This is a genomic window from Burkholderia sp. Leaf177 (assembly GCF_001424345.1).
In the GTDB taxonomy this organism is placed as follows: domain Bacteria; phylum Pseudomonadota; class Gammaproteobacteria; order Burkholderiales; family Burkholderiaceae; genus Caballeronia.
The window spans coordinates 288,455-312,317 of record NZ_LMPF01000020.1; the positions used below are offsets into that span (position 1 = coordinate 288,455).

The following is a 23,863-nucleotide window of genomic DNA, read 5'->3' on the forward strand; positions in this document are numbered from 1 at the left end:
GAAAAGCAAAAAAGGCGGCGCGCTGTTTCGGAATATCGAAATGGCGCGCCGCTTTTTCATTGGCGTACCGGTTTCTTCGCGAGCTTGCGCTGCAACGTCCGCCGATGCATATTCAGCGCCCGCGCCGTGGCCGAAATGTTGCCGCTGTTTTCGGCCAGCACGCGCTGAATGTGCTCCCACTCGAGCCGCGCCACAGACAACAACGCCGGATGCTCGATCGCCTCTTCCGCCGTTTGCTCGCTCGCCTCTTCCTGCAGCGCGGACAAGATCGTCTCGACGTTCGCCGGCTTGGCCAGGTAATTATCGGCGCCATCTTTCACGGCCTGAACCGCCGTCGCGATGCTCGCATAACCCGTCAGCACGAGAATGCGCGCATCGGGTTGCAGATCGCGCAACGGCGCGACGAGCGTCAGTCCGGAATCGTTGCCAAGATGTAAATCGACGGTGATTTGCCCAAACTTATGCGTGTTCGCGAGACGCAACGCCGCAGCGGCGTCGTGCGCCTGATGCGGCGTATAGCCGCGCCGTGTCAAACCGCGCGCGAGGATGCCCGCGAAAACTTCATCGTCGTCGATAACCAGAAAATTCTTGTCGCTCATGCTTTCTTCTCCGTGGAGACGGAAGCCGCGACCCCGCCGCGGCCCGTCCTTGCTGCTTTGTCACGCGATTCCGGCGCGCTTGTATCGGCGAGACGCAAGATGGCGTGCGTGCCGTGAGGGCTTGCCGCCGTCAGCTCGATCGATCCGCCGAGCCGCGCTGCTGCTGAAAATGCCAGATACAAGCCGACGCCGTGACCGCCTTGCGTGCTGTCGACCGGCGTCGCGCCGAGCGAGCCGCGCAGTGCGGCGGGAATGCCGGGACCCTGGTCGCGGACATCGAATTGAATCACGGGTTCGCCAAGATGCCGCGCCGCCGATGTCGCGAGCGTCACCGAATCGCTGCTGGCCCGGGCGGCATTATCCAGCAGAATGGTCAGGATCTGTCCGACCGCGACTGGATCACTCAGGAATAGGCTCGCGCGCTTGTGTTCCTCGGCTTCGATCAGCTCGAAGCGCACGTGTGGATGACGCAGCCGCCATTGCTCGACAAACCCATGCAGCCAGTCATCGAGCGATTGCCGCGGCGCGGGTTCGCTCGCGCGGCTGCGCAGGCGGGCGAGCGCGGACGTGCACAAGCCCATCTGCTGCTCGAGCAATTCGATGTCGGCCGCGTACGGCGCGAGATGCGGATCGTGGCGCGCGGAATCGCGAAGTTCCTCGCTGAGCATCGCAATGGTCGATAACGGCGTGCCGATTTCGTGCGCAACGGTCGCGGCCTGAACGCCGAGCGCTACGGCGCGTTCGTCGCGTAGAAGGCGCTCCTGGGCGTCGGCCAGCGCGAAATCGCGGACTCGCAATGCCCGCGACATGCGCGCCACGAACCAGCCGATTAACCCCACGCTCACCATGAAGTTCACCCACAATCCGATCCGGAAATATTCGAACAGATTCAGCGGATCTTCCATGTTCAACGGCACGTAGCTGACGGTAAGCAGCGCGTAGCAAGCCACGGCGAACAGCGCTAGCCACACCGAGAGGTTCCACGGCAGCACGGCGGATGCGATTGCAAGCGATGGCAAATAAAGCGTAACGAAAGGGTTTGTTGCGCCGCCACTGAGAAACAGCAACGCGGACAACGCGCCCAGATCGACCCAAAGTTGTCCGAACAATTCAAGATTGGTTTCGGGCCGCGCGCGCATCACGCGAGTCCACGTGATCGCGTTGAACATGACTTCGAGCGAAATGATGGTCAGCATGGCTGCCATCGGAAGATGCGCGCCGTAGAAGGTCTGAACGACCGCAATGGTCACCAGCTGGCCGATGATCGCAAGGCTGCGAAGCCAGAAGAGGTGACCGAGATTGACGCGGCCTGTGGTTGTGATTCGATGCATTTCAGTAATCGTCGCGCTTAATTTCAGAATAGTCTAATGGCCGCGATGGGTGAATTGCCGCACCATTGAATGTTGTCTCGTACAGGGCGGCTCGGCCGCACACTCACATGAATCGCAGCCAATCGTCTCGCCCCGACACGCCTTCGAGCGAAATGCCACTCGTTCAGGACGCCAATAAAAACGCCACGCAGGACACCGCGCAAGACACCGCGCAAGACACCATTATCTCGCGCGTTCTGCCCGCTTACCTCGAGAACGCCAGGATCGCCGCTGTAGCTGGCAGTCAGGTCGAACGCGCTACCTGGTTGCACGCCGCTGTGCTGCTCGAACCCGCGCGCGTGGAAACGGTGCTGGAACTCATCGACTGCTTGTTGAAGCAAAACCGCCTTGCCGAAGGCATTCAGCTTGGCGCGAAAGTCGTTGAAACTCATCCGCAACATGCGCTTGCGCTCTGGCATCTGGGTTATGCGCTGCAGCTCGCCAATCGTCACGCCGAGGCCATTCCGCTCTACGAACGCGCGCACGCAATCGATGCTTCCGTTCCGACCCTGCGCAACAATCTGGCGGTCGCCTACGAACTGACCGGTCGCGAAGGCGACGCGCTGAAGCTGCTTGAAGAGGCAGTCGCCGCAAATTCCTCCGATATCGAAGCGTGGACGAACCTCACGCGCATGTACCCGCGCCGCTGGGAACTGGAGCATGCGGTCGCGGCGGGCAAACGCGCGACTCAGATCGATCCATTGAACGCGCTGGCGCTATCGAATTACAGCCTTGCGCTCAAGGAAGCGCAGCGCTGGGAAGACGCGACCACGGCGGCCAGCACGGCTGCGGATATCGCGCCGAACATGGCTCGGCTCCCCTTCAACCTGTCCATTCTCGATCTCGTGCAAGGCAATTACGCACGCGGATGGGAAAATTTCGAAGCGCGATGGGACGGTTCCGGCGAGCTGCGCGATTCGCATCCCAAATTCAATGCACCGCGCTGGAATGGTGAGTCGCTGAAGGGCAAGACGTTGCTGCTATGGGGTGAACAGGGTTTCGGCGACGCGCTGCAGTTCTCGCGCTTCATCCCCATGCTGGCGAAAAAAGTGAGCGCTCAGGGCGGCAAGCTCGTTTGGATCGCGTTCAAAGCCGTGTATCCGCTGATGGCGCGCATGGCGCCGAAGAACGTCGAATGCATTCCGCATGACGCCCCGCTGCCCGATTTCGATTTTCACTTCCCGCTGCTAAGCCTGCCGCTGCATTTCGGCGTTGAAGAGGAAACGATTCCGTCCAAACGCGCGTATCTCTCGTCAGATGCCGATCTCGCCGCCGATTGGCGCGCCGAATTCGCCGACGACAAACGCCTGCGCGTCGGTCTCGTATGGAGCGGCAGCGAATCCCATCAACGCAACATGTTCCGCAGCGTGGGCATAGAACGCTACGCGCAGGCGTTCAAGGGCATCGAAAACGTTGCGTTTTTCTCGCTGCAGAAGGAAGCGTCGGGAGCGGTATCGACGGCTCGGGACGGCGGGTTCGAGATCGCCGATCGCACCGGCAAATTCGAGACGTTCGATGATTCCGCGGCGTTCATCGATTCACTGGATCTCGTGATCACCGTGTGCACGAGCGTGGCGCATCTCGCGGCCGCGCTCGGCAAGCCGACGTGGGTTCTGCTCGACGTCAATCCGCACTGGGTCTGGCAACTCGAACGCACGGACAGCCCGTGGTATCCGACGGCCAAGTTGTATAGGCAGCAACACTTCGCACAGTGGGAGCCGGTCATGAGCGAAGTTGCCCGCGATCTGGCTATGCTCGCGGCCACCCATACGGGCGCGGCGCCGCGCAAGCGCCCGGCGAAGAAAACCACCGCGTAAGGCGTTTTAGGTTTTTTCAGCCGCAATCGAGCGGTGATCCGGGCAACCAGATCACCGTTTTTATTTGGCTTCGACCTGGCTTATTTGCTGGATCAGGCACGCGGGACACAAGCACGCCAAGCGCGGATTGAGCTTATCGGCCGGCAAAACCGGCATCGACGCGCACCAGCATGTGGCATCGCCCATCTGCTGGCCGCAACGAAAATCCGCGCCGCAGCGGGCGCAATGTTGCGATGCAGACGATCCGGAAGGTGTATCCGTCACCATATAAAAGGAAGCCCGAGTGAAAGCGGTCGCGTAATTTGACTGAACATCATTGTTTCACGCGCTGGCCCCATCCTGAAGCGACCGCGCGCCCACTGCCGCCGTTCTCGCAAACGCAACGCTGAATGCAGCGCCAAACGCCTGATGCAACGCGTCAGTCCTGTACAATTCCGCCTGTTTAAACTGCTCTTCGCCCCATCGCCGCCATGTCCGAGCTCCCCGACCTTACGCAGATCGCGCCGACCCTGAAAGCCGAAATCCTGGCTGAGGCGTTGCCCTACATCAAGCAGTATCACGGCAAGACGATCGTGATCAAATACGGCGGCAACGCGATGACCGAGGAGCGCCTGAAACAGGGCTTCGCGCGCGACGTGATCCTGCTGAAACTGGTCGGCATCAATCCGGTGATCGTGCACGGCGGCGGACCGCAGATCGATCAGGCGCTCAAGAAAATCGGCAAGCAAGGCACGTTCATTCAGGGCATGCGCGTCACCGACGAAGAGACCATGGAAGTGGTCGAATGGGTGCTGGGCGGCGAAGTGCAGCAGGATATCGTCACGCTGATCAATCATTTCGGGGGTCAGGCGGTCGGATTGACGGGCAAGGACGGCGGTTTGATCCACGCACGCAAACTGCAAATGCCGGATCGTGACAATCCAGGCGAATTCATCGATATCGGTCAGGTTGGGGAAGTCGAAGCCATCAATCCGGCTGTCGTGAAAGCGCTGCAGGACGACGCGTTCATTCCGGTGATCTCGCCAATCGGCTTCGGCGAGGACGGTCTGTCGTACAACATCAACGCGGATCTGGTCGCGGGCAAACTGGCAGTCGTCCTGAACGCCGAGAAGCTCGTCATGATGACCAACATTCCCGGCGTGATGGACAAGGCGGGCAACCTGCTGACCGACTTGTCGGCACGCGAAATCGACGCGCTTTTCGCCGATGGCACCATCTCCGGCGGCATGCTGCCGAAGATATCGTCGGCATTGGATGCGGCAAAGAGCGGCGTGCGTTCGGTTCACATTATCGATGGGCGGATCGAGCATTCCGTGCTGCTCGAGATCCTGACCGAACAGCCGTTCGGGACCATGATCCGCTCGCATTGAGCGTGCAGACGCCACGTTCCTCCACACGCCGCCGCGTCAAACGCGGCGGTCCCGTCTGGCTGTTCGATCTCGACAACACGCTGCATCACGCATCGCACGAAATCTTTCCGGCGATCAACCGCGGCATGACGCAGTACATCATCGACCGGCTGGGTGTCGATCTAGACGAGGCGAACCGGCTTCGCGTCGGTTATACGCAGCGATACGGCGCCACGCTGCTGGGTCTTGTGCGTCATCATCGTGTCGATGCCAATGATTTCCTCGACGTCGTCCACACGTTCACCGATCTTGCTTCCATGGTTCGCGCCGAACGCGGTCTCGCCCGGATGATTCGCGGCTTGCCGGGACGCAAGATGGTGCTGACGAACGGGCCGTCCATTTACGCGCACGCGGTGCTTGCGGAGTTGGGGATTGGCAAGTTGTTCGAGCGCGTGATTGCGATCGAGGACATGCAGGACCGCAGCGGCTATTGGCGCGCAAAACCCGACGCGGGCATGCTGAGGCGCGCCATGCATCGCGCGAATGTCCGGCTTGCCGACGCCATTCTTGTCGAAGATACCCGCGGGCATTTGAAACGCTATAAACGCCTCGGGATTCGAACGGTCTGGATAACCGGACATTTGCCGACGGTTCGAAACGCCAGCGACAGCGGTTTTATGCGCTCCGCCGCGCGAGGCCGGCCGCATTATGTCGATCTCAAAATCCGGTCCTTGAAGGGCTTGAGCGTATTCCGGTAAGAGAATCACTTCACGAATTCCGATATACTTATTCGCTCAACTTGTTACAACGCGCCGATTTGCTGACTCGATTGCGGGCGCGCGAACCCTGACCCGGTTCACTATAAATGCGGCTAAAGAGGTTGTCAGCCGCGCTGTTTTCTCTTCTACGCGCACCGCCGACGCCGTTTAGCCGCCCTTGTATTTTCTAGGCGGATGAATGGAATCAATCGGCATCGTCACTCCCCAGACACTGCATTTCACCGAGCCGCTGCGCATGCAGAACGGCAGTTTGCTCGGCGATTACGATCTCGTTGTCGAAACCTACGGCACGCTCAACGCCGCACGCTCCAACGCCGTGCTGGTTTGCCATGCGCTGAACGCGTCGCATCACGTCGCCGGCGTGTATGCCGATGATCCCAAGAACGTCGGCTGGTGGGACAACATGGTTGGTCCCGGCAAACCGCTGGATACGAACACATTCTTCGTCATCGGCGTGAACAATCTGGGATCGTGCTTCGGCTCGACCGGGCCAATGAGCATCAACGCCGTTACCGGCAAGCCCTACGGCGCGAGTTTTCCCGTCGTCACCGTCGAGGATTGGGTTCACGCTCAGGCGCGCGTGGCGGATCTGTATGGCATCGAAAAATTCGCGGCGGTGATGGGCGGAAGCCTCGGCGGCATGCAGGCGCTGGCTTGGAGCATGATGTATCCGGAGCGCGTGGCGCATTGCATCGTGGTGGCATCGACGCCAAAACTTTCTGCGCAGAACATCGCGTTTAACGAAGTCGCGCGCTCGGCGATTCTCTCCGATCCCGATTTCCACGGCGGCGATTATTACGCGCACGGCGTGAAGCCGCGGCGTGGTTTGCGCGTGGCGCGCATGATCGGCCACATCACCTATCTCTCCGACGACGACATGGCCGCCAAGTTTGGTCGCGCGTTGCGTCGGGCGGAAGGCGCGGTCGACGCGTACAACTTCAACTTCGACGTGGAATTCGAAGTCGAATCGTACCTGCGGTATCAAGGCGACAAATTCGCCGAATATTTCGATGCCAACACGTATTTGCTGATCACGCGCGCGCTCGATTACTTCGATCCCGCCAAGGCTTTCGATGGCGACCTGACCAAATCGCTCGCCCACACCACAGCGAAATACCTGATCGCAAGTTTCTCGACCGACTGGCGTTTCGCGCCGGCCCGTTCGCGCGAACTCGTGAAAGCGCTGCTGGACCACAAACGCACGGTGAGCTACGCCGAAATCGATGCACCCCACGGCCACGACGCCTTCCTGCTCGACGACGCGCGCTATCACAACCTGATGCGCGCCTATTACGAACGTATTGCCGCCGAGGTGGGCGCATGAACCAGATCACGCTGGACTCTCTTTCCCTACGCTCGGACTTTCGGGCAATTGCGCGCTGGGTCGAACCGAACGCTTCGGTGCTGGATCTGGGATGCGGCGACGGCTCGTTGCTATCGCTTTTAGGCGAAGAACTCGATGTCACCGGCTACGGCATCGAAATCAACGACGCCGGCGTGCTGGCCTGCGCGCAAAAAGGCGTCAACGTTATTCAGCAGAATCTGGAAGACGGGTTACGCCTTTTCGAAGACGGCAGCTTTGACTTCGCGATCCTTTCGCAGACCCTTCAGACAATCCACCAAACCGCCGCGATCCTGCGCGAAACCGTGCGCGTCGGGCGTGAATGCATCGTTTCGTTTCCGAACTTCGGTTACTGGCGTCACAGGCTGACCGTGCTGCAGGGACGCATGCCGGTATCGAAAACGCTGCCTTATCAATGGCATAACACGCCGAACGTGCGCGTGCTGACCATCCAGGATTTCGAGGCGCTGGCGCCGGAAGTGGGAATCGAGATCCTCGATCGCGTTGTGCTCCACGGCGGGCAGTCGATCCGTTGGGGCGCGAACTGGCGTGGTAGCCTTGCGGTCTATCGCGTAAAGCGTAGCTGAACCGACTCCCCGTTCACCGCTTGGCGCATCGCCCACCGCATCAAACTGATTTCATATGTCCGACACGCCAAACGAGGCGCCCGCTCTAAACGCTCACGAAGAACGCCCCGGCTGGCGTGCGTTTCTCAACAAACGCATGCTGATTTGCGTGTTTCTTGGCTTCACGTCGGGGCTGCCGCTTTTTACGCTCATCTATCTGGTCCAGGCGTGGCTGCGAACCGAAGGCGTGAATCTGAAGGAAATCGGCCTGTTTGCGCTGATCCAGTTCCCGTATACGTGGAAATTCATCTGGGCGCCGCTGATGGACCGCTACGTGCCGCGTCTGCCCGGATGGCATCCGGGACGGCGGCGCGGCTGGATGATCGTCACGCAATTGCTGGTGGGCGTGGCTATTGGCGCGCTCGGGTTCATATCGCCGAAACAGGAAATCTGGACCGTCGCCGCGCTGACCGCGCTCGTCGCGTTTTTCGGGGCGAGCCAGGACATTGCTATTGATGCTTATCGCCGCGAACTTCTCGCCGATACCGAACAGGGCCTCGGCAACGCCGTCTTCGTCAACGCGTACAAGATTGCGGCGCTGATTCCGGGCTCCCTCGGGCTGATTCTTGCCGATCACTTGCCGTGGTCCACGGTGTTCATGGTCACGGCTGCGTTCATGGTGCCGGGCGTGGTGCTGACATTGATTGTCAAGGAACCGGAAATCCACGGCACGCCGCCCAAGAATCTCCGCGATGCCATCATCGATCCGTTTCGGGAATTTATCGGGCGTGACGGCTGGCGCACGGCGCTCTTGATTCTTGGCTTTATCTTCCTGTACAAGCTCGGCGATACGATGGCGACCACGCTCTCCACGTCGTTTTTCCTCGATATCGGCTTCAACAAAACGCAGATTGGCGTAATTGCCAAGACCGTGGCCTTTTGGGCAAGTATCGCGGGCGGGATTGTGGGCGGAATGTGGCTGGTGAAGATCGGTATTGGCCGGGGGTTGTGGATCTTCGGCGCGCTGCAGATCGTGTCCACGCTCGGCTTCGCTTGGCTTGCCAAGATCGGGCCGTCGCCTGTCGCGCTGGCGACGCTTTACGGCTTCGAGACTTTTGCCACCGGTCTCACGACCGCGGCGTTCGTTGCGTATATCGCGAGCACGACCGATCCGCGTTATACGGCCACGCAGTTTGCGCTTTTCACGAGCCTGGCTTCGGTACCGCGCACGCTGGCGTCGGCGTCGAGCGGGTTTATCGTGGCGCAGACGGGTTGGTTCGAGTACTTCATGGTCTGCGTGGCGTTGTCGATTCCCGGCATGTTACTGTTGCCGAAAATCGCGCCCTGGAGACTCGTTCGATGAAGGTGCACGCGTTGATCCGCGTCACGGCCTGCGCCATGACGCTCCAGGCGAGCGTCAGCTTCGCGGCGTCCGATGCAGTTTCGCAGCAGCCGTACACGGCGGCGAGCGGCCAGATCCGCTTCGGGAACGCGGCGCTGTTCCGCAACCTGATTCCATCGGCGACGCTCGAACAGCAATCCGCCGATGAATACCTCCAGATTCTCCACGAAGCGCAGCGCACGAAGCATCTTCTCGGGGATGACAACCCGCTCGTCAAGCGCGCCCGCGACATCGCGAATCGTGAAATTCCGTTTGCGCTCAAATGGAATGACCGCTCGAAGAACTGGAAATGGCAGGTCAACGTGGTGCGATCCAACGAGATTCGCATGTATTGCCTGCCGGGCGGCAAGATTGTGATTTACAGCGGTTTGATCGAGCGGCTTCGGCTCAACGACAACGAGCTCGGCATGATGATCGGCCATGAGATTGCGCACGCGTTGCGTGAGCACGCGCGGGATCGGCTCGGGCGCCAACAGGCCGCGCAACTGACCACGGGCACGATCCCGCCGCTTTTTGGTTTCGCCGATATCACGTCGGCGCCGTTGGGTATCGGCGAGCAGTTGCTGGCCATGCGATACACGCCGGCCGATGAAACCGAAGCCGATGTCATCGGCAGCGAGATTGCATCCCGCGCCGGTTACGATCCGCGCGCCGCCGTGACGTTATGGAAGAAGATCGATTCGGCGACACGGCGCACGCCGAACGGCTTTATCTGGATGCATCCGTTTGGCTCTGATCGCGTGCACGATCTGATGAAGCGCCTTCCGGACATGATGCCGTTGTACGCAAAGGCGCTTGGCCGGACGGTCGATCAATTGCCGAACTATGCCGGAATGGGACGCTTCAAGAAGCCGAAGTTATAGAGAAGGCCGCCGCCTTTTCAAACCTTCCAGTCGTAATCGATAATCAATGGCGCGTGATCGCTGAACTTGATCTCGCGGAAAACCGAAGTCGCTGTTGCCGTGTCCGCCACGCCTTTCGTCGCGATCTGATAATCGATCCGCCACCCGACGTTCTTCGCGTAAGCCTGTCCGCGATTGCTCCACCACGTATATTGCTCGGGCCGCTGATCGAGTGTCCGGAATACATCGACATACGATTTTTCATCGAACAATTGCGTGAGCCATGCGCGCTCTTCCGGCAAGCAACCGGAGTTCTTCTGATTGCTTTTCCAGTTCTTGATATCTATTTCCTTATGCACGATGTTCACGTCGCCGCACAAGATCACTTCACGCGTCGCCGCGAGTTTCTCAAGATGCGGCATAAATTCGGCCATGAAGCGATATTTGGCCTGCTGCCGTTCCTCACCGCTCGACCCGGAAGGCACATACACGGAAATCACCGATAAATCACCAAACCGCGCTTCCACGTAACGCCCTTCGGGATCGAATTCCTCGCTGCCGAAACCGATGATCACTTCATCGGGTTCGTGCTTCGTATAAAGCCCCGCGCCCGAATAACCTTTCTTCACGGCATGCTGAAAATAGCCCTGAAAACCGTGCGGCGCGAGAAACTCCGGCGTCAAATCGTCTTGCGAACATTTGATTTCCTGCACACAGACAACGTCCGCGTCCTGCTGACCAAACCAGTCGAAAAATCCTTTCTTCGCGGCCGATCGAATACCGTTCAAATTAGCGGTGATGACTCGAAACATGAAACATCCTTGTATGTTGTTGACCTACTCGACCTTGATCCCTTTCAGCGATTCCTTCGCCGGCGGATATTCGAGCTTCAAACTCTGCAAGGTGCGCGTGATCAATTCCGCGACCATGACGTTACGGTGCGTTTTTGAATCCGCGGGAATGACGAACCACGGGGCGAATTCGGTCGATGTAGCGCCCAACGCATCGGCGTAAGCTTCGTGATAATCGTCCCACTGCTTGCGCGCTTCGAGATCGGCGGTATCGAATTTCCAATGTTTCTCCGGGTTATCGATACGCGCTTGCAAGCGCTCTTTCTGCTCGTCCTTCGATATATGCAAGAAGCATTTCACAATGGCCGTGCCGCTATCGGCTAAAAGCGCCTCAAAGTTTCGGATATGCGCGTATCGACGCTCGCACTCGTCTTTATCGATTTGTTTCAGCACGCGCGGCACGAGCACATCTTCATACTGGCTGCGATTGAAAACGGCCAACTCGCCGGCGGCGGGCGCCTGCGAATGAACGCGCCATAAAAAGTCGTGAGCCGCCTCGACTTCGGACGGCGCCTTGAACGGCACGATACGAAGCCCGAGCGGATCGACGTCCTGAAAGATGCCGCGAATGGTGCCATCCTTCCCGCTTGTATCCATGCCTTGCAGGATCAGCAGGACGCGTTGCTTGCGTTGCGTGTGGAGTTTGTCCTGCAAGCCGTCGAGCGCTGAGTTCAACTCGCTCAAGCGCGCGCGGTCGTCGTCTTTCGATCCGGATGAGAATGGCTTGGAAGCCGTGTCGATAGAAGCAAGATCGAACGCCTTCAGTTTCTTGCCATCGAAATACGGCACGCGATAATCGTCCAGATCAGGTTTCTTGGCCACGCGTGCGCTCCCGCTTGTGATCATTCATAAAATAAAGGGTTGCTGCCAGACCAGACCAGCAGCAACCCGCGATTACCTCAGCCATCAAACGCCGGCATTTAGATCAAGAGGATAGTTTCTTCTTCAAAAGCTCGTTGACCTGCTGCGGATTCGCCTTGCCTTTGGTCGCTTTCATCGCCTGGCCAATCAGCGCATTGAACGCCTTTTCCTTGCCCGAACGATATTCATCGACCGACTTCTGATTCGCCGCCATCACCTCGTCGATAATCGCTTCCAGCGCGCCCGTATCCGAAATCTGCTTCAGCCCTTTCGCTTCGATAATCCGATCGGCCGCGCTTTCGTCCATGGCTTTCTCTTCCCAGATCGCCTGGAAAATATCCTTCGCGATCTTGTTCGAGATGGTTCCGTCCGCAATGCGCTGAATCACGAGCGCGAGTTGCGGCGGAGAAACCGGCGAGTTCTCAATATCCAGCGATTCGCGATTCAATTGCGACGACACTTCGCCCATGAGCCAGTTGGCGGCGAGCTTGGCATTCGCGGGCCCGACTTTCGAGGCCACGCTCTCAAAGTAAGCCGACATACCTTGCGACGACGTCAATCCAACCGCGTCATAAGGCGTCAAGCCGTATTGCTCGATAAACCGCGTTTGCATCGCTTCCGGCAACTCGGGCAATTCGCTGCGAACCCGCGCGATCCACGCTTCGTCGATAACCAGCGGCATCAGGTCCGGATCCGGGAAATAGCGGTAATCGTGCGCGTCTTCCTTGCTGCGCATGGATCGTGTCTCGCGTTTATCGGGATCGTATAAACGCGTTTCCTGCACCACCGTCCCGCCGTCCTCGATCAACTCGATCTGACGGCGCACTTCGTACTGGATCGCTTCTTCGAGAAACCGGAACGAGTTCAGGTTCTTGATCTCGGCGCGCGTGCCGAATTTAACCTGGCCGACAGGGCGCACTGATACGTTCGCGTCGCAACGGAACGAACCTTCCTGCATGTTGCCGTCGCAGATACCGAGCCATTGCACGAGCGTATGCAGGCTCTTCGCGTACGCCACGGCTTCGGCGGCGCTGCGCATTTCGGGTTCGGTCACAATCTCGAGCAACGGCGTGCCCGCGCGATTCAAGTCGATACCCGTCATGCCCGCGAAGTCTTCGTGCAGCGACTTGCCCGCGTCTTCTTCCAAGTGTGCGCGCGTCAGGTTGACGGTTTTATCGTAGGCGGGCTTGCCGGATTTTTCGTTTGCCGGGACGTGGATCGTGACGCTGCCGCCCTGCACGACCGGAATCTCGAACTGGCTGATCTGATAGCCCTTCGGCAGATCCGGGTAGAAATAGTTTTTGCGCGCGAAGATGCTGCGCGGCGCGATGGTCGCGCCAATCGCCAGACCCAGGCGGATCGCGCGCTCAACGGCACCGCGATTCATCACGGGCAACGAGCCGGGCAACGCCAGATCGACAGGACACGCCTGCGTGTTCGGCTCCGCGCCGAATTGCGTGGCCGCGCCCGAGAAAATCTTGGAGACCGTCGATAACTGCGCGTGCGTCTCAAGACCAATCACAACTTCCCATTGCATAGTTCAGACTCCTGCCGGTGATTGCACATGCCAGTCGGTCGCGCGCTGAAACGCGTCGGCGACCTGCAGCAACCGGGCTTCGTTGAAATAGTTGCCGACGATCTGCAAGCCAACCGGCCGTGTCGCGTGCGCGCTGCCCGCAGCGCCGAAACCGCACGGCACGCTCATGCCCGGCAAGCCGGCGAGACTGATCGACAACGTGTAGATATCGGCGAGATACATCTGGACGGGATCGTCGGCTTTCTCCCCGAGATTCCACGCAACCGATGGCGCCACCGGTCCCATGATTACATCGCAATGATTGAATGCTTCCTGGAAATCCTGCGCGATGATGCGGCGGATCTTCTGCGCCTGAAGGTAATACGCGTCGTAATAGCCGTGCGACAACACGTACGCGCCCACCAGGATCCGGCGCTTCACTTCCGGCCCGAAACCCTCGGCGCGCGACTTCTTGTACATATCGAGAAGATCGGTGTATTCGGCCGCGCGATGGCCGTAACGCACGCCATCGAAACGCGACAGATTCGACGATGCTTCCGCCGGCGCAATGATGTAGTACACGGGAATGGACAACTCGGTCTTCGGCAGCGACACCTCGACCAGGGTCGCGCCGAGCGCTTCGTATTGCTTTAACGCCGCGTCCACGGCGCTGCGAACTTCGGCGCTAAGTCCTTCGCCAAAAAACTCTTTCGGCAAACCGATGCGCAATCCCGCGAGCGGTTTGGTCGCGTCATGACCCGACCACGGCTGGCCGAGATAGCGCGTGTAGTCTTCGTCCTCGCGCTGAAGGCTGGTTGAGTCGCGCGGATCGAACGATGCAATCGCGTTGAGCAAAAGACCGCAATCGGCGGCGCTGCGGGCCATGGGGCCGCCCTGATCCAGCGACGAAGCAAACGCAATCATGCCGTAACGCGAAACGCGGCCGTACGTGGGTTTGATTCCCGTAATGCCGGTGAACGACGCCGGCTGGCGAATCGAGCCGCCCGTGTCCGTGCCGGTGGCGGCGGGCGCGAGCCGCGCGGCGACTGCAGCAGCCGATCCACCCGACGAGCCGCCAGGAACGGCCTTCAGATCCCACGGGTTCTTGACCGGGCCGAAGTACGAATTCTCGTTCGACGAACCCATCGCGAATTCGTCCATATTGGTCTTGCCGAGCGTCACCACGCCCGCGTTTTTCAGGCGATCGACGACGGTGGCATCGAAGGGACTCTTGTAGTTCTCGAGCATCTTCGATCCCGCCGTCGAGCTCCATCCGCGCGTGACGAATACGTCCTTATGCGCGATCGGCAAGCCCGTCAGCGGCCCCGCTTCGCCACGCGCGATAAGCGCGTCGGCGGCTTTGGCTTGCTCGAGCGTCAGGTTGTGATCGACGCTGATGAACGCGTTGAGATCCTTCGCGGCGTCGATGCGCTGCAGGAACATCTGCGCGAGTTCGACAGCGGAAATGGTTTTTGCGTCGAGTGCCGCGCGCAGTTCGGTCAAGCTTTTCTGATGCATTGCGTTTTTCCTGATAGACGCCGGGTGCCGCGTCTTTTAGTTTCCGTGCGATGTTGCCGTTGCAATGCGTTCGCGTTGCGTTCTGGTGATCACAACCTCGCGCCGCTGATTCGATCGCTTACTCGATCACTTTCGGCACGAGATACAGGCCGTCGCGCACAGCGGGTGCAGGCCGTTGGAACTCTTCGCGGTTTACATGCTCTGTAACAGCATCGTTTCGCAAACGCAGTTCGACTTGCTGGATTTGTTCGATCGGGTGAGCAAGCGGTTCGATTCCCTTGGTGTCTACGGCTTGCATCTGCTCCACGAGACCAAAGAAATCGTTCAGGCGCGCGAGGGTGGGTTCAGCCTCGTGTTCGGGCAATTCCAGACGCGCGAGGTGCGCAATGCGTTTTACATCGGTCAAGGTCAGAGACATTCGTTTCACCGGTCTATTTATGCGACTTTCGCGTTACAAACAGCGCGACTTCAATTCGAGATAAGGAGCCTTAGAAAGCAGGCCTGACGATGGCAAAATGTACCGTCCTTTTCCTTCGAATACCCCAAAATTATAAGGTATCATTACGCGTTCGACCCAAATCCGGATCGACTTGCCAGCGGCCTTTTCTTAGTTACAGGATTTTCAGAAAAGTGTGCGCCTGGTTTGCTTGCATCCTCCGGTAGATTTTCTTCGCAGCTTTGCAATGTTCGCGACCAATTGGGTGCGGCTGCAGGCTGTCATTTTTTTCCGCTGCCGTCCTTTGGCGCTCGAAGCGAGGCACGGCTCCCAGCGAGACAGGATTTTTGAATGTTCGGTTTTTTGCGCAGCTACTTTTCAAACGATCTGGCGATTGATCTCGGCACCGCCAACACGCTGATTTACATGCGCGGCAAAGGCATCGTTCTAGACGAGCCGTCGGTGGTTTCCATTCGCCAGGAAGGCGGTCCGAATGGCAAGAAGACCATTCAGGCTGTCGGCCGAGAGGCCAAGCAGATGCTCGGCAAGGTGCCGGGCAATATCGAAGCAATCCGGCCCATGAAGGACGGCGTAATCGCCGACTTCACGGTGACCGAGCAGATGATCAAGCAGTTCATCAAGACGGCTCACGAGTCGCGCATGTTCTCGCCTTCGCCGCGCATCATCATCTGCGTGCCGTGCGGTTCGACCCAGGTCGAGCGCCGCGCGATCAAGGAAGCGGCGCATGGCGCAGGCGCGTCGCAGGTTTATCTGATCGAAGAACCCATGGCTGCTGCTATCGGCGCCGGCTTGCCGGTTTCGGAAGCAACGGGTTCCATGGTCGTGGATATCGGCGGCGGCACGACCGAAGTGGGCGTGATCTCGCTTGGCGGTATCGTGTACAAGGGTTCGGTGCGCGTGGGCGGTGACAAGTTCGACGAAGCCATTGTCAATTACATTCGCCGTAACTACGGCATGCTGATTGGCGAGCAAACGGCTGAAGCGATCAAGAAGGAAATTGGTTCGGCTTTCCCGGGCTCCGAAGTCAAGGAGATGGAAGTCAAGGGCCGTAATCTTTCAGAAGGCATTCCGCGCAGCTTCACCATTTCGAGCAATGAAATTCTCGAAGCGCTGACCGATCCGCTGAATCAGATCGTGTCATCGGTGAAAATCGCGCTGGAACAGACGCCGCCGGAACTGGGCGCCGACATTGCCGAACGCGGCATGATGCTGACTGGCGGTGGCGCGTTGCTGCGCGACCTTGACCGGCTACTTGCAGAAGAGACCGGCCTGCCGGTGCTCGTTGCTGAAGATCCGCTGACTTGCGTCGTACGCGGTTCGGGCATGGCGCTCGAACGCATGGACAAGCTCGGCAGCATCTTCTCCTACGAGTAAGTCTTGACGCCTTTCACGAAGGCGCCATCAGCACGCACTCGCTCAATGGAACATCTGCGACGTGCGCGAGATATGCGACTTGCACGGGCGTTCACGTGGCCTGGCCCAATGTGGATCCGGGCCGCAGCGCACCGCGCTGGGCAGGGCCGCGATTTGACGCGGACCCGCAGCATCGATTTAACTGCTCACGCCCTCGGCGCCGACCATGGAATACAGTCCGCCGCCACTCTTTAAGCAAGGTCCATCCGCTCTCGCGCGATTGATCTTCTTCGTGGTGCTCGCAATCGCCCTTTTGATCTCGGACGCGCGTTTTAATACGCTCGAGATCGTGCGCGGCGTGCTGGGCGCCGGCTTATATCCGCTGCAGCGCGCCGCCCTCGTTCCGCGCGATATCTTCATGGGCGCAGCCGATCTGGCTGTGACCAGCGCAATCCTGCGCACCGAAAATGTGAAGTTGAAAGAAAAGAACCTGGAGTTATCGGTGAAAGCGGGCGATGCGTCCCAGCTCAACGCCGAGAACACACATTTGCGTTCGCTCCTTCAACTTCAGGCTCGCGCCGTCACGCAAACCATTCCCGTCGAAGTGCAATACGACACGCGTGATCCATTCACGCAAAAGGTCGTGATTGGCAAGGGCTCGCAGCAGGGCATTCAGGACGGCGCGCCTGTAGTCAACGAAGACGGCGTGATTGGCCAGATCACCCGCGTATTCCCGCTGCAATCCGAAGTAACGCTGCTCTCCGACAAGGACCAGGCCGTCCCCGTGCAAATCGTTCGTACGGGATTGCGCAGCGTGATCTACGGCACGCCCAAAGGTGACACACTCGACCTGCGCTTCGTGCCTATCAGCGCCGACGTGCAAACTGGCGACGAACTCGTGACCAGCGGCCTGGACGGGATTTATCCGCCGGGATTGCCGGTGGCGAAGGTCGTGCGCGTCGATAAACAAGCCGATACCGCCTTCGCTCGCGTCGTCTGTTTGCCCATTGCTCCGGTGCGCGGTGCGCGCCAGTTGCTCGTGCTGCACTACGAAGTCAACCAGCCGCCGAATCCGGTCGAGATCGAAGCCGCGGCCGCCGCAAAGGATGCGAAGGAAAACAAGGGCAGGAAGAAGGCAGCACCCGCGAAAAGCACGAGTGCGCCAGCTGCGGCTAATGCGACAACCGCGCCCGCCGCAAACCCGGCCGCTGCACCGGCAGCGTCGGCTGCAGCTGCGGTCGCCGCAAAGCCTGCATCTGCGAGCGCCGGGAAGAAGCCTGAGCACGCGGCATCGAACAAATCCGGGCACGCCCGGCGAGAACCTGCCGGCAAGGCCGCGCCCGGAGCCACGCCATGAGCCGCCCGCAATACATCCTGCAGCCGGTCAATCCGTACTTCATCACGTTCAGCCTGGCCGCCGCGTTTCTGCTAAACCTGATGCCGTGGGGCCGGATGGCCGGCGTGCCGGATTTCGTCGCCGTCGTCCTGTTGTTCTGGAACGTTCACCAGCCGCGCCGTGTCGGAATGGGCATCGCGTTTTTGCTCGGCATGTTAATGGACGTTCACAATGCAAGTCTGCTCGGCGAGCACGCGCTTGCGTATACGTTGTTGTCGTATGGCGCCATCACCATTCACAGGCGCGTATTGTGGATGTCGTTGCCAGTGCAGACGTTCGTGGTTGCACCGCTCTTGATCGGCGCGCAGATTGTCCCGTTCGTGATTCGCCTCCTGACCGGCGCGGCGTTTCCCGGCTGGGGTTATCTGGTCGATGGATTCGTGGAAGCCATTTTGTGGCCGCTCGCGAGTTTCCTGCTGCTGATTCCGCAGCGCCGCGCCACCGATCCCGACGACACACGTCCCATCTGAGTTGATGTCGATGTTGATTCAAGCGACTGCCGGCGCGTCGGTTGAGCCGCACGCCCCAGTCGCCACACACGCGGTCCCCGCGAAGATTGCATGACCGAATTTCAGAACGCCGAACAACAGTTATCGAAGTTTCGCTTACGCGTGGCCGCCGCGGGCCTCTTCGTGTTCGTCTGCTTCGGATTGATCGGCGTGCGGTTCCTGTATCTGCAGGTCTGGCATTTCAGCAAGTACTCGCTGCAAGCCGATGAAAACCGCATCTCGGTCGCGCCTATCGTGCCGAATCGCGGGATCATCACCGACCGCAACGGCGTGGTGCTCGCGAAGAACTATTCGGCCTACACGCTGGAAATTACGCCGTCGAAGATCAACACCACGCTCGACGATGAAATCGACCGCATCGCGACCGTGATTCCCGTCGACGCACGCGATCGCCGGCGCTTTAAAAAGCTGCTGGAAGACTCGAAGAATTTCGAGAGCCTGCCCATCCGCACGCGTCTCACCGACGAAGAGGTCGCCCAGTTCACCGCGCAGCGTTTCCGCTTCCCAGGCGTGGAAGTGCGCGCGCGGTTGTTCCGGCAATATCCGCTGGGACCGACGGCGGCGCACGTGATTGGGTATATCGGGCGGATTTCGCAGCGCGATCAGGAGCGTATCGACGCCGCAAGCGACCAGAACGACGCCGACACCGATCACTACGATCCGCGGCTGGACGCGAACAATTACAAGGGCACTGATTACATGGGCAAGATCGGTGTCGAGCAAAGCTACGAAACCGAGTTGCACGGACTGACGGGCTTCGAGGAAGTGGAAGTGACGGCTGGGGGGCGTCCGGTTCGCACCATGTCGCGCACGCAGGCAACGCCGGGGAACAATCTAGTGTTGTCGCTGGATATCGGCTTGCAACAGGTTGCCGAGCAGGCGTTCGCGGGTAAGCGCGGCGCGCTGGTCGCCATCGAACCTGCAACGGGGGACGTGCTCGCGTTCGTATCGGCGCCGAGTTTCGATCCGAATTCGTTCGTGGACGGCATCGACCAGCAGACCTGGGATTCGCTCAACAATTCGCCCGATCACCCGCTGCTGAACCGTCCGCTGCATGGCACGTATCCGCCGGGTTCGACCTACAAGCCGTTCATGGCGCTCGCCGCGCTGACGCTGCACAAACGCACGCCGGGCTGGGGTTTCCAGGATCCCGGCTCGTACACGTTCGGCGGCCACACGTTCCGCAACGACGTGCGCGCGGGTCAGGGCTGGGTCGACATGAACCGCGCGATCGTGGTTTCGAACGACACGTATTTCTACATGCTCGCGCACGATCTCGGCGTGAACGCGATGGCCGGTTTCATGAAGCCGTGGGGCTTCGGCCAGATCACGGGTATCGATATCAACGGCGAAGCGCGCGGCATTCTTCCATCGACGGACTGGAAGAAGAAGGCGTACCGCAAGCCCGAACAGCAGCGCTGGTATGAAGGCGAGACGATCAGCCTTGGAATTGGGCAGGGTTACAACTCGTTCACCATCCTGCAACTTGCACACGCCACGGCGACGCTCGCGAATGACGGCGTGGTGATGAAGCCGCACCTGGTCAAGGAAGTCGAGAATCCGATCTCGAAGGCGGTGCGTCTCACGGTGCGCGCGCCAAGCGACAAGCTAGCGGTGAAACAGGCGGATATCGACTTCGTCAAGCGTGCCATGGAAGGCGTGGTAACCAACGGCACCGCCGTGAAGATCTTCCGTGGCGCGCCGTATCTTTCGGCAGGCAAGACGGGAACGGCGCAGGTTTATTCGCTGCAGGGCGCGAACTATTCGGGTCATGCGACGGCCGAGCATCTGCGTGACCACGCGTTGTATATCGCGTTTGCGCCGGTCGACCATCCGACGATCGCGGTCGCGCTGATCGTTGAAAACGGCGGATGGGGCGCGGAAGCCGCAGGTCCGATCGCGCGGAAAGTGCTCGATTATTACCTCGTCGACAGGCTGAAACCCGGCGCGGAAGCGGCGGCGGTGGCAGCGGCGGCATCGGCTACGGAAGGTGCAACGGCGCCGGTTATCGGCGGATCGCAGTCTGCAATCGAAGCGGCGTTGCCGGCGTCGGTGGCGGCGAAATCGGCGGCGTTTAATCCGGCGGCGGCTTCCGAGCCTGTCACGGGGGCATCGGCGGCGATTTCGGCTCCTGCTGCTTCATCTGCTTCACCGGTTTCCGCATCCGCTCCATCCGCCGAAGCCACGAGTGAAGCCGCATCCGCAGCGCCGGCCGTGCCTGCATCGCCGGCGACCATGATGCTGCGTGCATTGGCAACGCCGCGCGCGCCCATCGTTTCCGTCGCCGATACACCCCGTGCCACCGGCAAGGAAGCGAGCGGGCAGAAGGAAAAAGCGGTGGCATCGAATGCGAAGGAAGTGAAGGAAGCGATCAAAGCGCCCGTGCCCGCGCCGCCCAAACCACCGCCGCCGAAGGAACCCGCGCCCACGGCTGCGATTCCCCGTAACAACGGCAAGAGCCCCATTCAAACGTTGACGCCGTCTGGCGGCATCGACGAGTAAAGAAGGAGAACCGCCATGCAAGCGATGCAGTTCGACAAGCGCGCCTGGCTCGACCGCACGAAGCGCATGTTCGCGGGTTTCGATAAACCGCTCGCGCTGATTGTGTTCCTGCTGCTGTGCGTTGGAATCGTGACGCTGTATAGCGCGAGTCTCGATGTGCCCGGGCGCGTTGAAGACCAACTGCGCAATATCATGCTGACGTTCGGCCTGATGTGGATTCTTGCCAACGTGCCGCCGCCCACGCTCATGCGGTTTGCCGTGCCGCTTTATACGTTCGGCATGGCGTTGCTGGTTGCCGTCGCCATGTTCGGACTGACGCGAAAAGGCGCGAAACGCTGGCTCAATGTGGGCGTGGTGATCCAGCCTTCCGAAATCATGAAGATCGCGATGCCGCTCATGCTTGCCTGGTATTTCCAGCGGCGTGAAGGCCAGGTCCGATGGTGGGATTACATCGTCGGCTTTCTGATCTTGCTGCTGCCGGTGGCGATCATCGCGAAGCAGCCCGATCTCGGAACGGCCGTGCTCGTGTTCGCGGCGGGTCTGTTCGTCATCTACTTCGCGGGATTGAGCTTCAAGTTGATCGTGCCGGTGCTGGTTGCCGGCGTGCTGGTCGTGGCGAGTATCGGCGTGTTCCAGGAGCGGATCTGCCAGCCGGAAGTGAACTGGCCTTTGATGCACGATTATCAGAAACATCGGATTTGTACGCTGCTCGATCCAACTTCCGATCCGCTCGGCAAAGGCTTTCACACCATTCAGGCAGTCATCGCGATTGGCTCAGGCGGCACGTTCGGCAAAGGCTGGTTGAAGGGCACGCAGGCGCATCTGGAGTTCATACCCGAGAAACATACCGACTTTATCTTCGCGGTGTTTTCGGAAGAGTTTGGTCTGGCCGGCGGCCTTGTACTGCTCTTCCTCTATATGGCGTTGATTGCGCGCGGATTGTTTATCGCGGCGAATGGAGCGACGCTGTTCGGGCGGCTGTTGGCCGGGTCCCTGACCATGGCTTTCTTCACGTATGCGTTCGTAAATATCGGGATGGTGAGCGGGATCTTGCCGGTGGTCGGCGTGCCGTTGCCGTTCATGAGTTATGGCGGGACGGCGCTGACCACGCTCGGAGTCGCGGTCGGGCTGATCATGAGCGTGTCGCGACAGAAACGGCTGATGAAGGGTTAGGCGATTTGACATTAAAAAGCCCGCGATTCGATCGATGATCATCGCGGGCTTTTGTTTTTATTGCGGCTGTTCGTGCGACAGCTCGGCGCTCAATTGCTGGTACTTGAGCTTCGCCGCTGGATCGCCTTGGGCGGCTGCCGCCGCGTAATACGCGCGTGCGACGTTGATGTTCTTCTGCACGCCATCGCCGCCGCGTTCATAGAACGATCCCGCCACGTATTGCGCGGTCATGTCGCCGCCTTCGGCCGCCTTCTTGTACCAGGCGAAGGCCTGAGCGTTGTCGCGCGGGGTGCCTCGGCCATCGAGGAATTGATTCGCCAATGCGAGTTCGGCCTGCACATGCCCCTGGTTCGCGGCGCGCAAAAACCAGCGATGCGCCTCAGCCGGATCGCGATCCACGAACTGGCCGTCATCGAACATCTTGCCGTACACGAATTGCGCTTGCGTCATGTTGGCATCGGCGGCTTTGCGCAGCCATTTCTTGCCCTCGGGCACATCGGCGGGACCGCCTTCGCCGTTGACCAGCATCATCGCGTAATTGAATTCGGCGAGACGGCTGCCCTTTTTCGCCGCGCGAAGAAACTCCGAGCGCGCCGCGCCGAAATTGCCGGCGTTGTAATCGGCGACGGCGTTTTGCGTGGCCATGTCGCTGCCCTTCACCGTCTGTGCGTTTGCCGCGCCGTACGTCAGCAACAACGCGACGGAAACTGCGCCCAATAATCCGGGTTTCATGCCCTCGCCTCCTGCAACGCCTGGCGCGTCGCCTTCAATAACCAGCTCACGTCCGACGACAACGCGATCACCTTCACGCCCGCCTCCGCATATTGTCGAGCGCTCGCGGAATCGAGTGCGAAAATGCCGCTTGCGATACCCGCGTTTTTCGCTGTATCGATGATCTTCGTGATCGCGGCTTGCACATCATTATGTTTGGAATCGCCGAGATGCCCAAGGCTCGCAGCCAGATCCGCCGGTCCGATAAACAAACAATCCACGCCTGGCGTCGCGGCAATCGCTTCGACATTTTCGACCGCCAATTGCGACTCGATCTGCACGATCGTCGATATCTGCGCATTCGCCGACGTCACATAGTCACGCCGAACGCCATACGCCGCCGCGCGCACCATGCCGGCGGCGCCGCGCAGGCCATCGCGTGCGTCGCCATTCGGATATTGCGTGAGACGCACGGCGTGTTGCGCTTCTTGCGCGGTCTCCACGTTCGGGAACATCAGCGTGCGCGCGCCGGCATCGAGTACGCGCTTGACCAGCCAGGCATCGTGCGCGGGCACGCGGACAATCGGTTCGGTCGGAAGATGCGCTGCAGCGATCGCGCGAAGTTGCGAGACGACGTCCTGGCTATCGTTCGGAGAATGCTCCATGTCGATGCAAAGCCAGTCGAAGCCCGCATGCGCGAGCGCTTCGGCAATGTCGGCGCTGCCCATGGAAAGCCACATGCCGTACAAGGTGCCGGGCTCGCTGAAACGCTGCTTGAGGAGATTCGTGTAAGTGCTCATGGCGCGATCCTCGCTGGATCGGCCTTGAACTTGGCGGAAGGGTTCGCTGGCATGTCTCGCTCCGTTGGCATGTCGCTGGGATGCGCCGCAGCAAAACGCGCGGCTATTCAACGATCTTTAACGATAATACCGTGACAAAAGCGAAGCCGC

22 protein-coding genes are annotated in these 23,863 nt (G+C 59.9%); 12 read left to right on the forward strand and 10 right to left on the reverse strand.

All coding sequences use genetic code 11. The features are described 5' to 3' along the window. Positions 1-56: 56 nt before the first annotated feature. Together ASG35_RS14975 and ASG35_RS14980 are read right to left on the reverse strand one after the other, a co-directional pair. On the reverse strand, positions 57-599 hold the full coding sequence (locus tag ASG35_RS14975) for a response regulator transcription factor (RefSeq protein WP_056358567.1): 543 nt from the start codon (positions 597-599) through the stop codon (positions 57-59). Continuing rightward, positions 596-1,930 (reverse strand): ATP-binding protein, encoded by a 1,335-nt coding sequence (locus tag ASG35_RS14980; RefSeq protein ID WP_056358570.1) that lies wholly within the window; start codon positions 1,928-1,930, stop codon positions 596-598. Before ASG35_RS14980 ends, ASG35_RS14975 begins: the two co-directional genes overlap by 4 nt. Before the next feature lie 107 nt (positions 1,931-2,037). Between ASG35_RS14980 and ASG35_RS14985 the strand changes: the two genes are divergently transcribed. Continuing rightward, on the forward strand, positions 2,038-3,786 hold the full coding sequence (locus ASG35_RS14985; protein ID WP_235527552.1) for a tetratricopeptide repeat protein: 1,749 nt from the start codon (positions 2,038-2,040) through the stop codon (positions 3,784-3,786). A gap of 60 nt (positions 3,787-3,846) precedes the next feature. On the opposite strand, the gene ASG35_RS14990 is transcribed toward ASG35_RS14985, so the two are convergent. Next, positions 3,847-4,053 carry a cysteine-rich CWC family protein gene (locus ASG35_RS14990; protein ID WP_056358572.1) on the reverse strand — a complete coding sequence of 69 codons (207 nt, stop codon included), beginning with the start codon at positions 4,051-4,053 and terminating at the stop codon, positions 3,847-3,849. 203 nt (positions 4,054-4,256) lie between these two features. On the opposite strand from ASG35_RS14990, the gene argB reads away from it, so the two are divergent. The 6 genes from argB (at position 4,257) to ASG35_RS15020 (ending at position 10,087) form a co-directional block, all read left to right on the forward strand. Then, complete coding sequence (gene argB / locus ASG35_RS14995; protein ID WP_056358576.1) at positions 4,257-5,156, forward strand: acetylglutamate kinase; 900 nt, start codon at positions 4,257-4,259, stop codon at positions 5,154-5,156. Beyond that, positions 5,153-5,893 (forward strand): pyrimidine 5'-nucleotidase, encoded by a 741-nt coding sequence (locus ASG35_RS15000; protein ID WP_442854836.1) that lies wholly within the window; start codon positions 5,153-5,155, stop codon positions 5,891-5,893. Before argB ends, ASG35_RS15000 begins: the two co-directional genes overlap by 4 nt. A gap of 199 nt (positions 5,894-6,092) precedes the next feature. Further along, the gene (gene metX / locus ASG35_RS15005) at positions 6,093-7,238 is read left to right on the forward strand and encodes a homoserine O-succinyltransferase MetX (protein WP_056358584.1); all 1,146 of its coding nucleotides are present in this window, start codon (positions 6,093-6,095) and stop codon (positions 7,236-7,238) included. Then, positions 7,235-7,843: a methionine biosynthesis protein MetW gene (gene metW, locus ASG35_RS15010; RefSeq protein ID WP_056358587.1), complete on the forward strand. Its 609-nt coding sequence runs from the start codon at positions 7,235-7,237 to the stop codon at positions 7,841-7,843. The genes metX and metW overlap by 4 nt, the downstream gene beginning before the upstream one ends. Positions 7,844-7,898: 55 nt before the next feature. Beyond that, positions 7,899-9,185, forward strand: coding sequence for an AmpG family muropeptide MFS transporter (locus tag ASG35_RS15015; protein WP_056358590.1), 1,287 nt, complete (start codon positions 7,899-7,901; stop codon positions 9,183-9,185). Next, positions 9,182-10,087 (forward strand): M48 family metallopeptidase, encoded by a 906-nt coding sequence (locus tag ASG35_RS15020; RefSeq protein WP_056358593.1) that lies wholly within the window; start codon positions 9,182-9,184, stop codon positions 10,085-10,087. Before ASG35_RS15015 ends, ASG35_RS15020 begins: the two co-directional genes overlap by 4 nt. Before the next feature lie 17 nt (positions 10,088-10,104). Here the strand turns inward: ASG35_RS15020 and ASG35_RS15025 are convergent, their stop codons facing one another. The 5 genes from ASG35_RS15025 to gatC form a co-directional block, all read right to left on the reverse strand. Then, positions 10,105-10,878 (reverse strand): exodeoxyribonuclease III, encoded by a 774-nt coding sequence (locus tag ASG35_RS15025; protein ID WP_056358596.1) that lies wholly within the window; start codon positions 10,876-10,878, stop codon positions 10,105-10,107. Between the two features lie 24 nt (positions 10,879-10,902). Continuing rightward, positions 10,903-11,739 carry a PPK2 family polyphosphate kinase gene (locus tag ASG35_RS15030; protein WP_056358917.1) on the reverse strand — a complete coding sequence of 279 codons (837 nt, stop codon included), beginning with the start codon at positions 11,737-11,739 and terminating at the stop codon, positions 10,903-10,905. A 103-nt stretch (positions 11,740-11,842) separates the two neighbouring features. Then, positions 11,843-13,315 carry an Asp-tRNA(Asn)/Glu-tRNA(Gln) amidotransferase subunit GatB gene (gatB, locus tag ASG35_RS15035; RefSeq protein ID WP_056358599.1) on the reverse strand — a complete coding sequence of 491 codons (1,473 nt, stop codon included), beginning with the start codon at positions 13,313-13,315 and terminating at the stop codon, positions 11,843-11,845. 3 nt (positions 13,316-13,318) lie between these two features. Next, complete coding sequence (gene gatA, locus ASG35_RS15040) at positions 13,319-14,812, reverse strand: Asp-tRNA(Asn)/Glu-tRNA(Gln) amidotransferase subunit GatA (protein WP_056358602.1); 1,494 nt, start codon at positions 14,810-14,812, stop codon at positions 13,319-13,321. A gap of 118 nt (positions 14,813-14,930) precedes the next feature. Next, entirely contained in the window at positions 14,931-15,230 is a 300-nt protein-coding gene (gene gatC / locus ASG35_RS15045) for an Asp-tRNA(Asn)/Glu-tRNA(Gln) amidotransferase subunit GatC (protein ID WP_056358605.1), read from the reverse strand. 369 nt (positions 15,231-15,599) lie between these two features. On the opposite strand from gatC, the gene ASG35_RS15050 reads away from it, so the two are divergent. From ASG35_RS15050 to rodA, 5 genes are all read left to right on the forward strand, one after another. Continuing rightward, a complete protein-coding gene (locus tag ASG35_RS15050) occupies positions 15,600-16,643 on the forward strand; it encodes a rod shape-determining protein (RefSeq protein WP_017772379.1) in 1,044 nt (347 codons plus the stop codon). A 205-nt stretch (positions 16,644-16,848) separates the two neighbouring features. Further along, positions 16,849-17,979: a rod shape-determining protein MreC gene (mreC, locus tag ASG35_RS15055; RefSeq protein WP_056358608.1), complete on the forward strand. Its 1,131-nt coding sequence runs from the start codon at positions 16,849-16,851 to the stop codon at positions 17,977-17,979. Further along, positions 17,976-18,488, forward strand: a complete 513-nt coding sequence (gene mreD / locus ASG35_RS15060) for a rod shape-determining protein MreD (RefSeq protein ID WP_056358611.1) — start codon at positions 17,976-17,978, stop codon at positions 18,486-18,488. The genes mreC and mreD overlap by 4 nt, the downstream gene beginning before the upstream one ends. A gap of 90 nt (positions 18,489-18,578) precedes the next feature. Next, on the forward strand, positions 18,579-21,029 hold the full coding sequence (mrdA, locus tag ASG35_RS15065) for a penicillin-binding protein 2 (RefSeq protein ID WP_056358612.1): 2,451 nt from the start codon (positions 18,579-18,581) through the stop codon (positions 21,027-21,029). A 24-nt stretch (positions 21,030-21,053) separates the two neighbouring features. Beyond that, entirely contained in the window at positions 21,054-22,202 is a 1,149-nt protein-coding gene (gene rodA / locus ASG35_RS15070; RefSeq protein ID WP_056358920.1) for a rod shape-determining protein RodA, read from the forward strand. A 57-nt stretch (positions 22,203-22,259) separates the two neighbouring features. Here the strand turns inward: rodA and ASG35_RS15075 are convergent, their stop codons facing one another. Then, the gene (locus tag ASG35_RS15075) at positions 22,260-22,934 is read right to left on the reverse strand and encodes a tetratricopeptide repeat protein (protein WP_056358615.1); all 675 of its coding nucleotides are present in this window, start codon (positions 22,932-22,934) and stop codon (positions 22,260-22,262) included. Next, positions 22,931-23,713, reverse strand: a complete 783-nt coding sequence (locus tag ASG35_RS15080) for an HpcH/HpaI aldolase family protein (protein WP_056358619.1) — start codon at positions 23,711-23,713, stop codon at positions 22,931-22,933. The genes ASG35_RS15075 and ASG35_RS15080 overlap by 4 nt, the downstream gene beginning before the upstream one ends. Positions 23,714-23,863 lie beyond the last annotated feature (150 nt).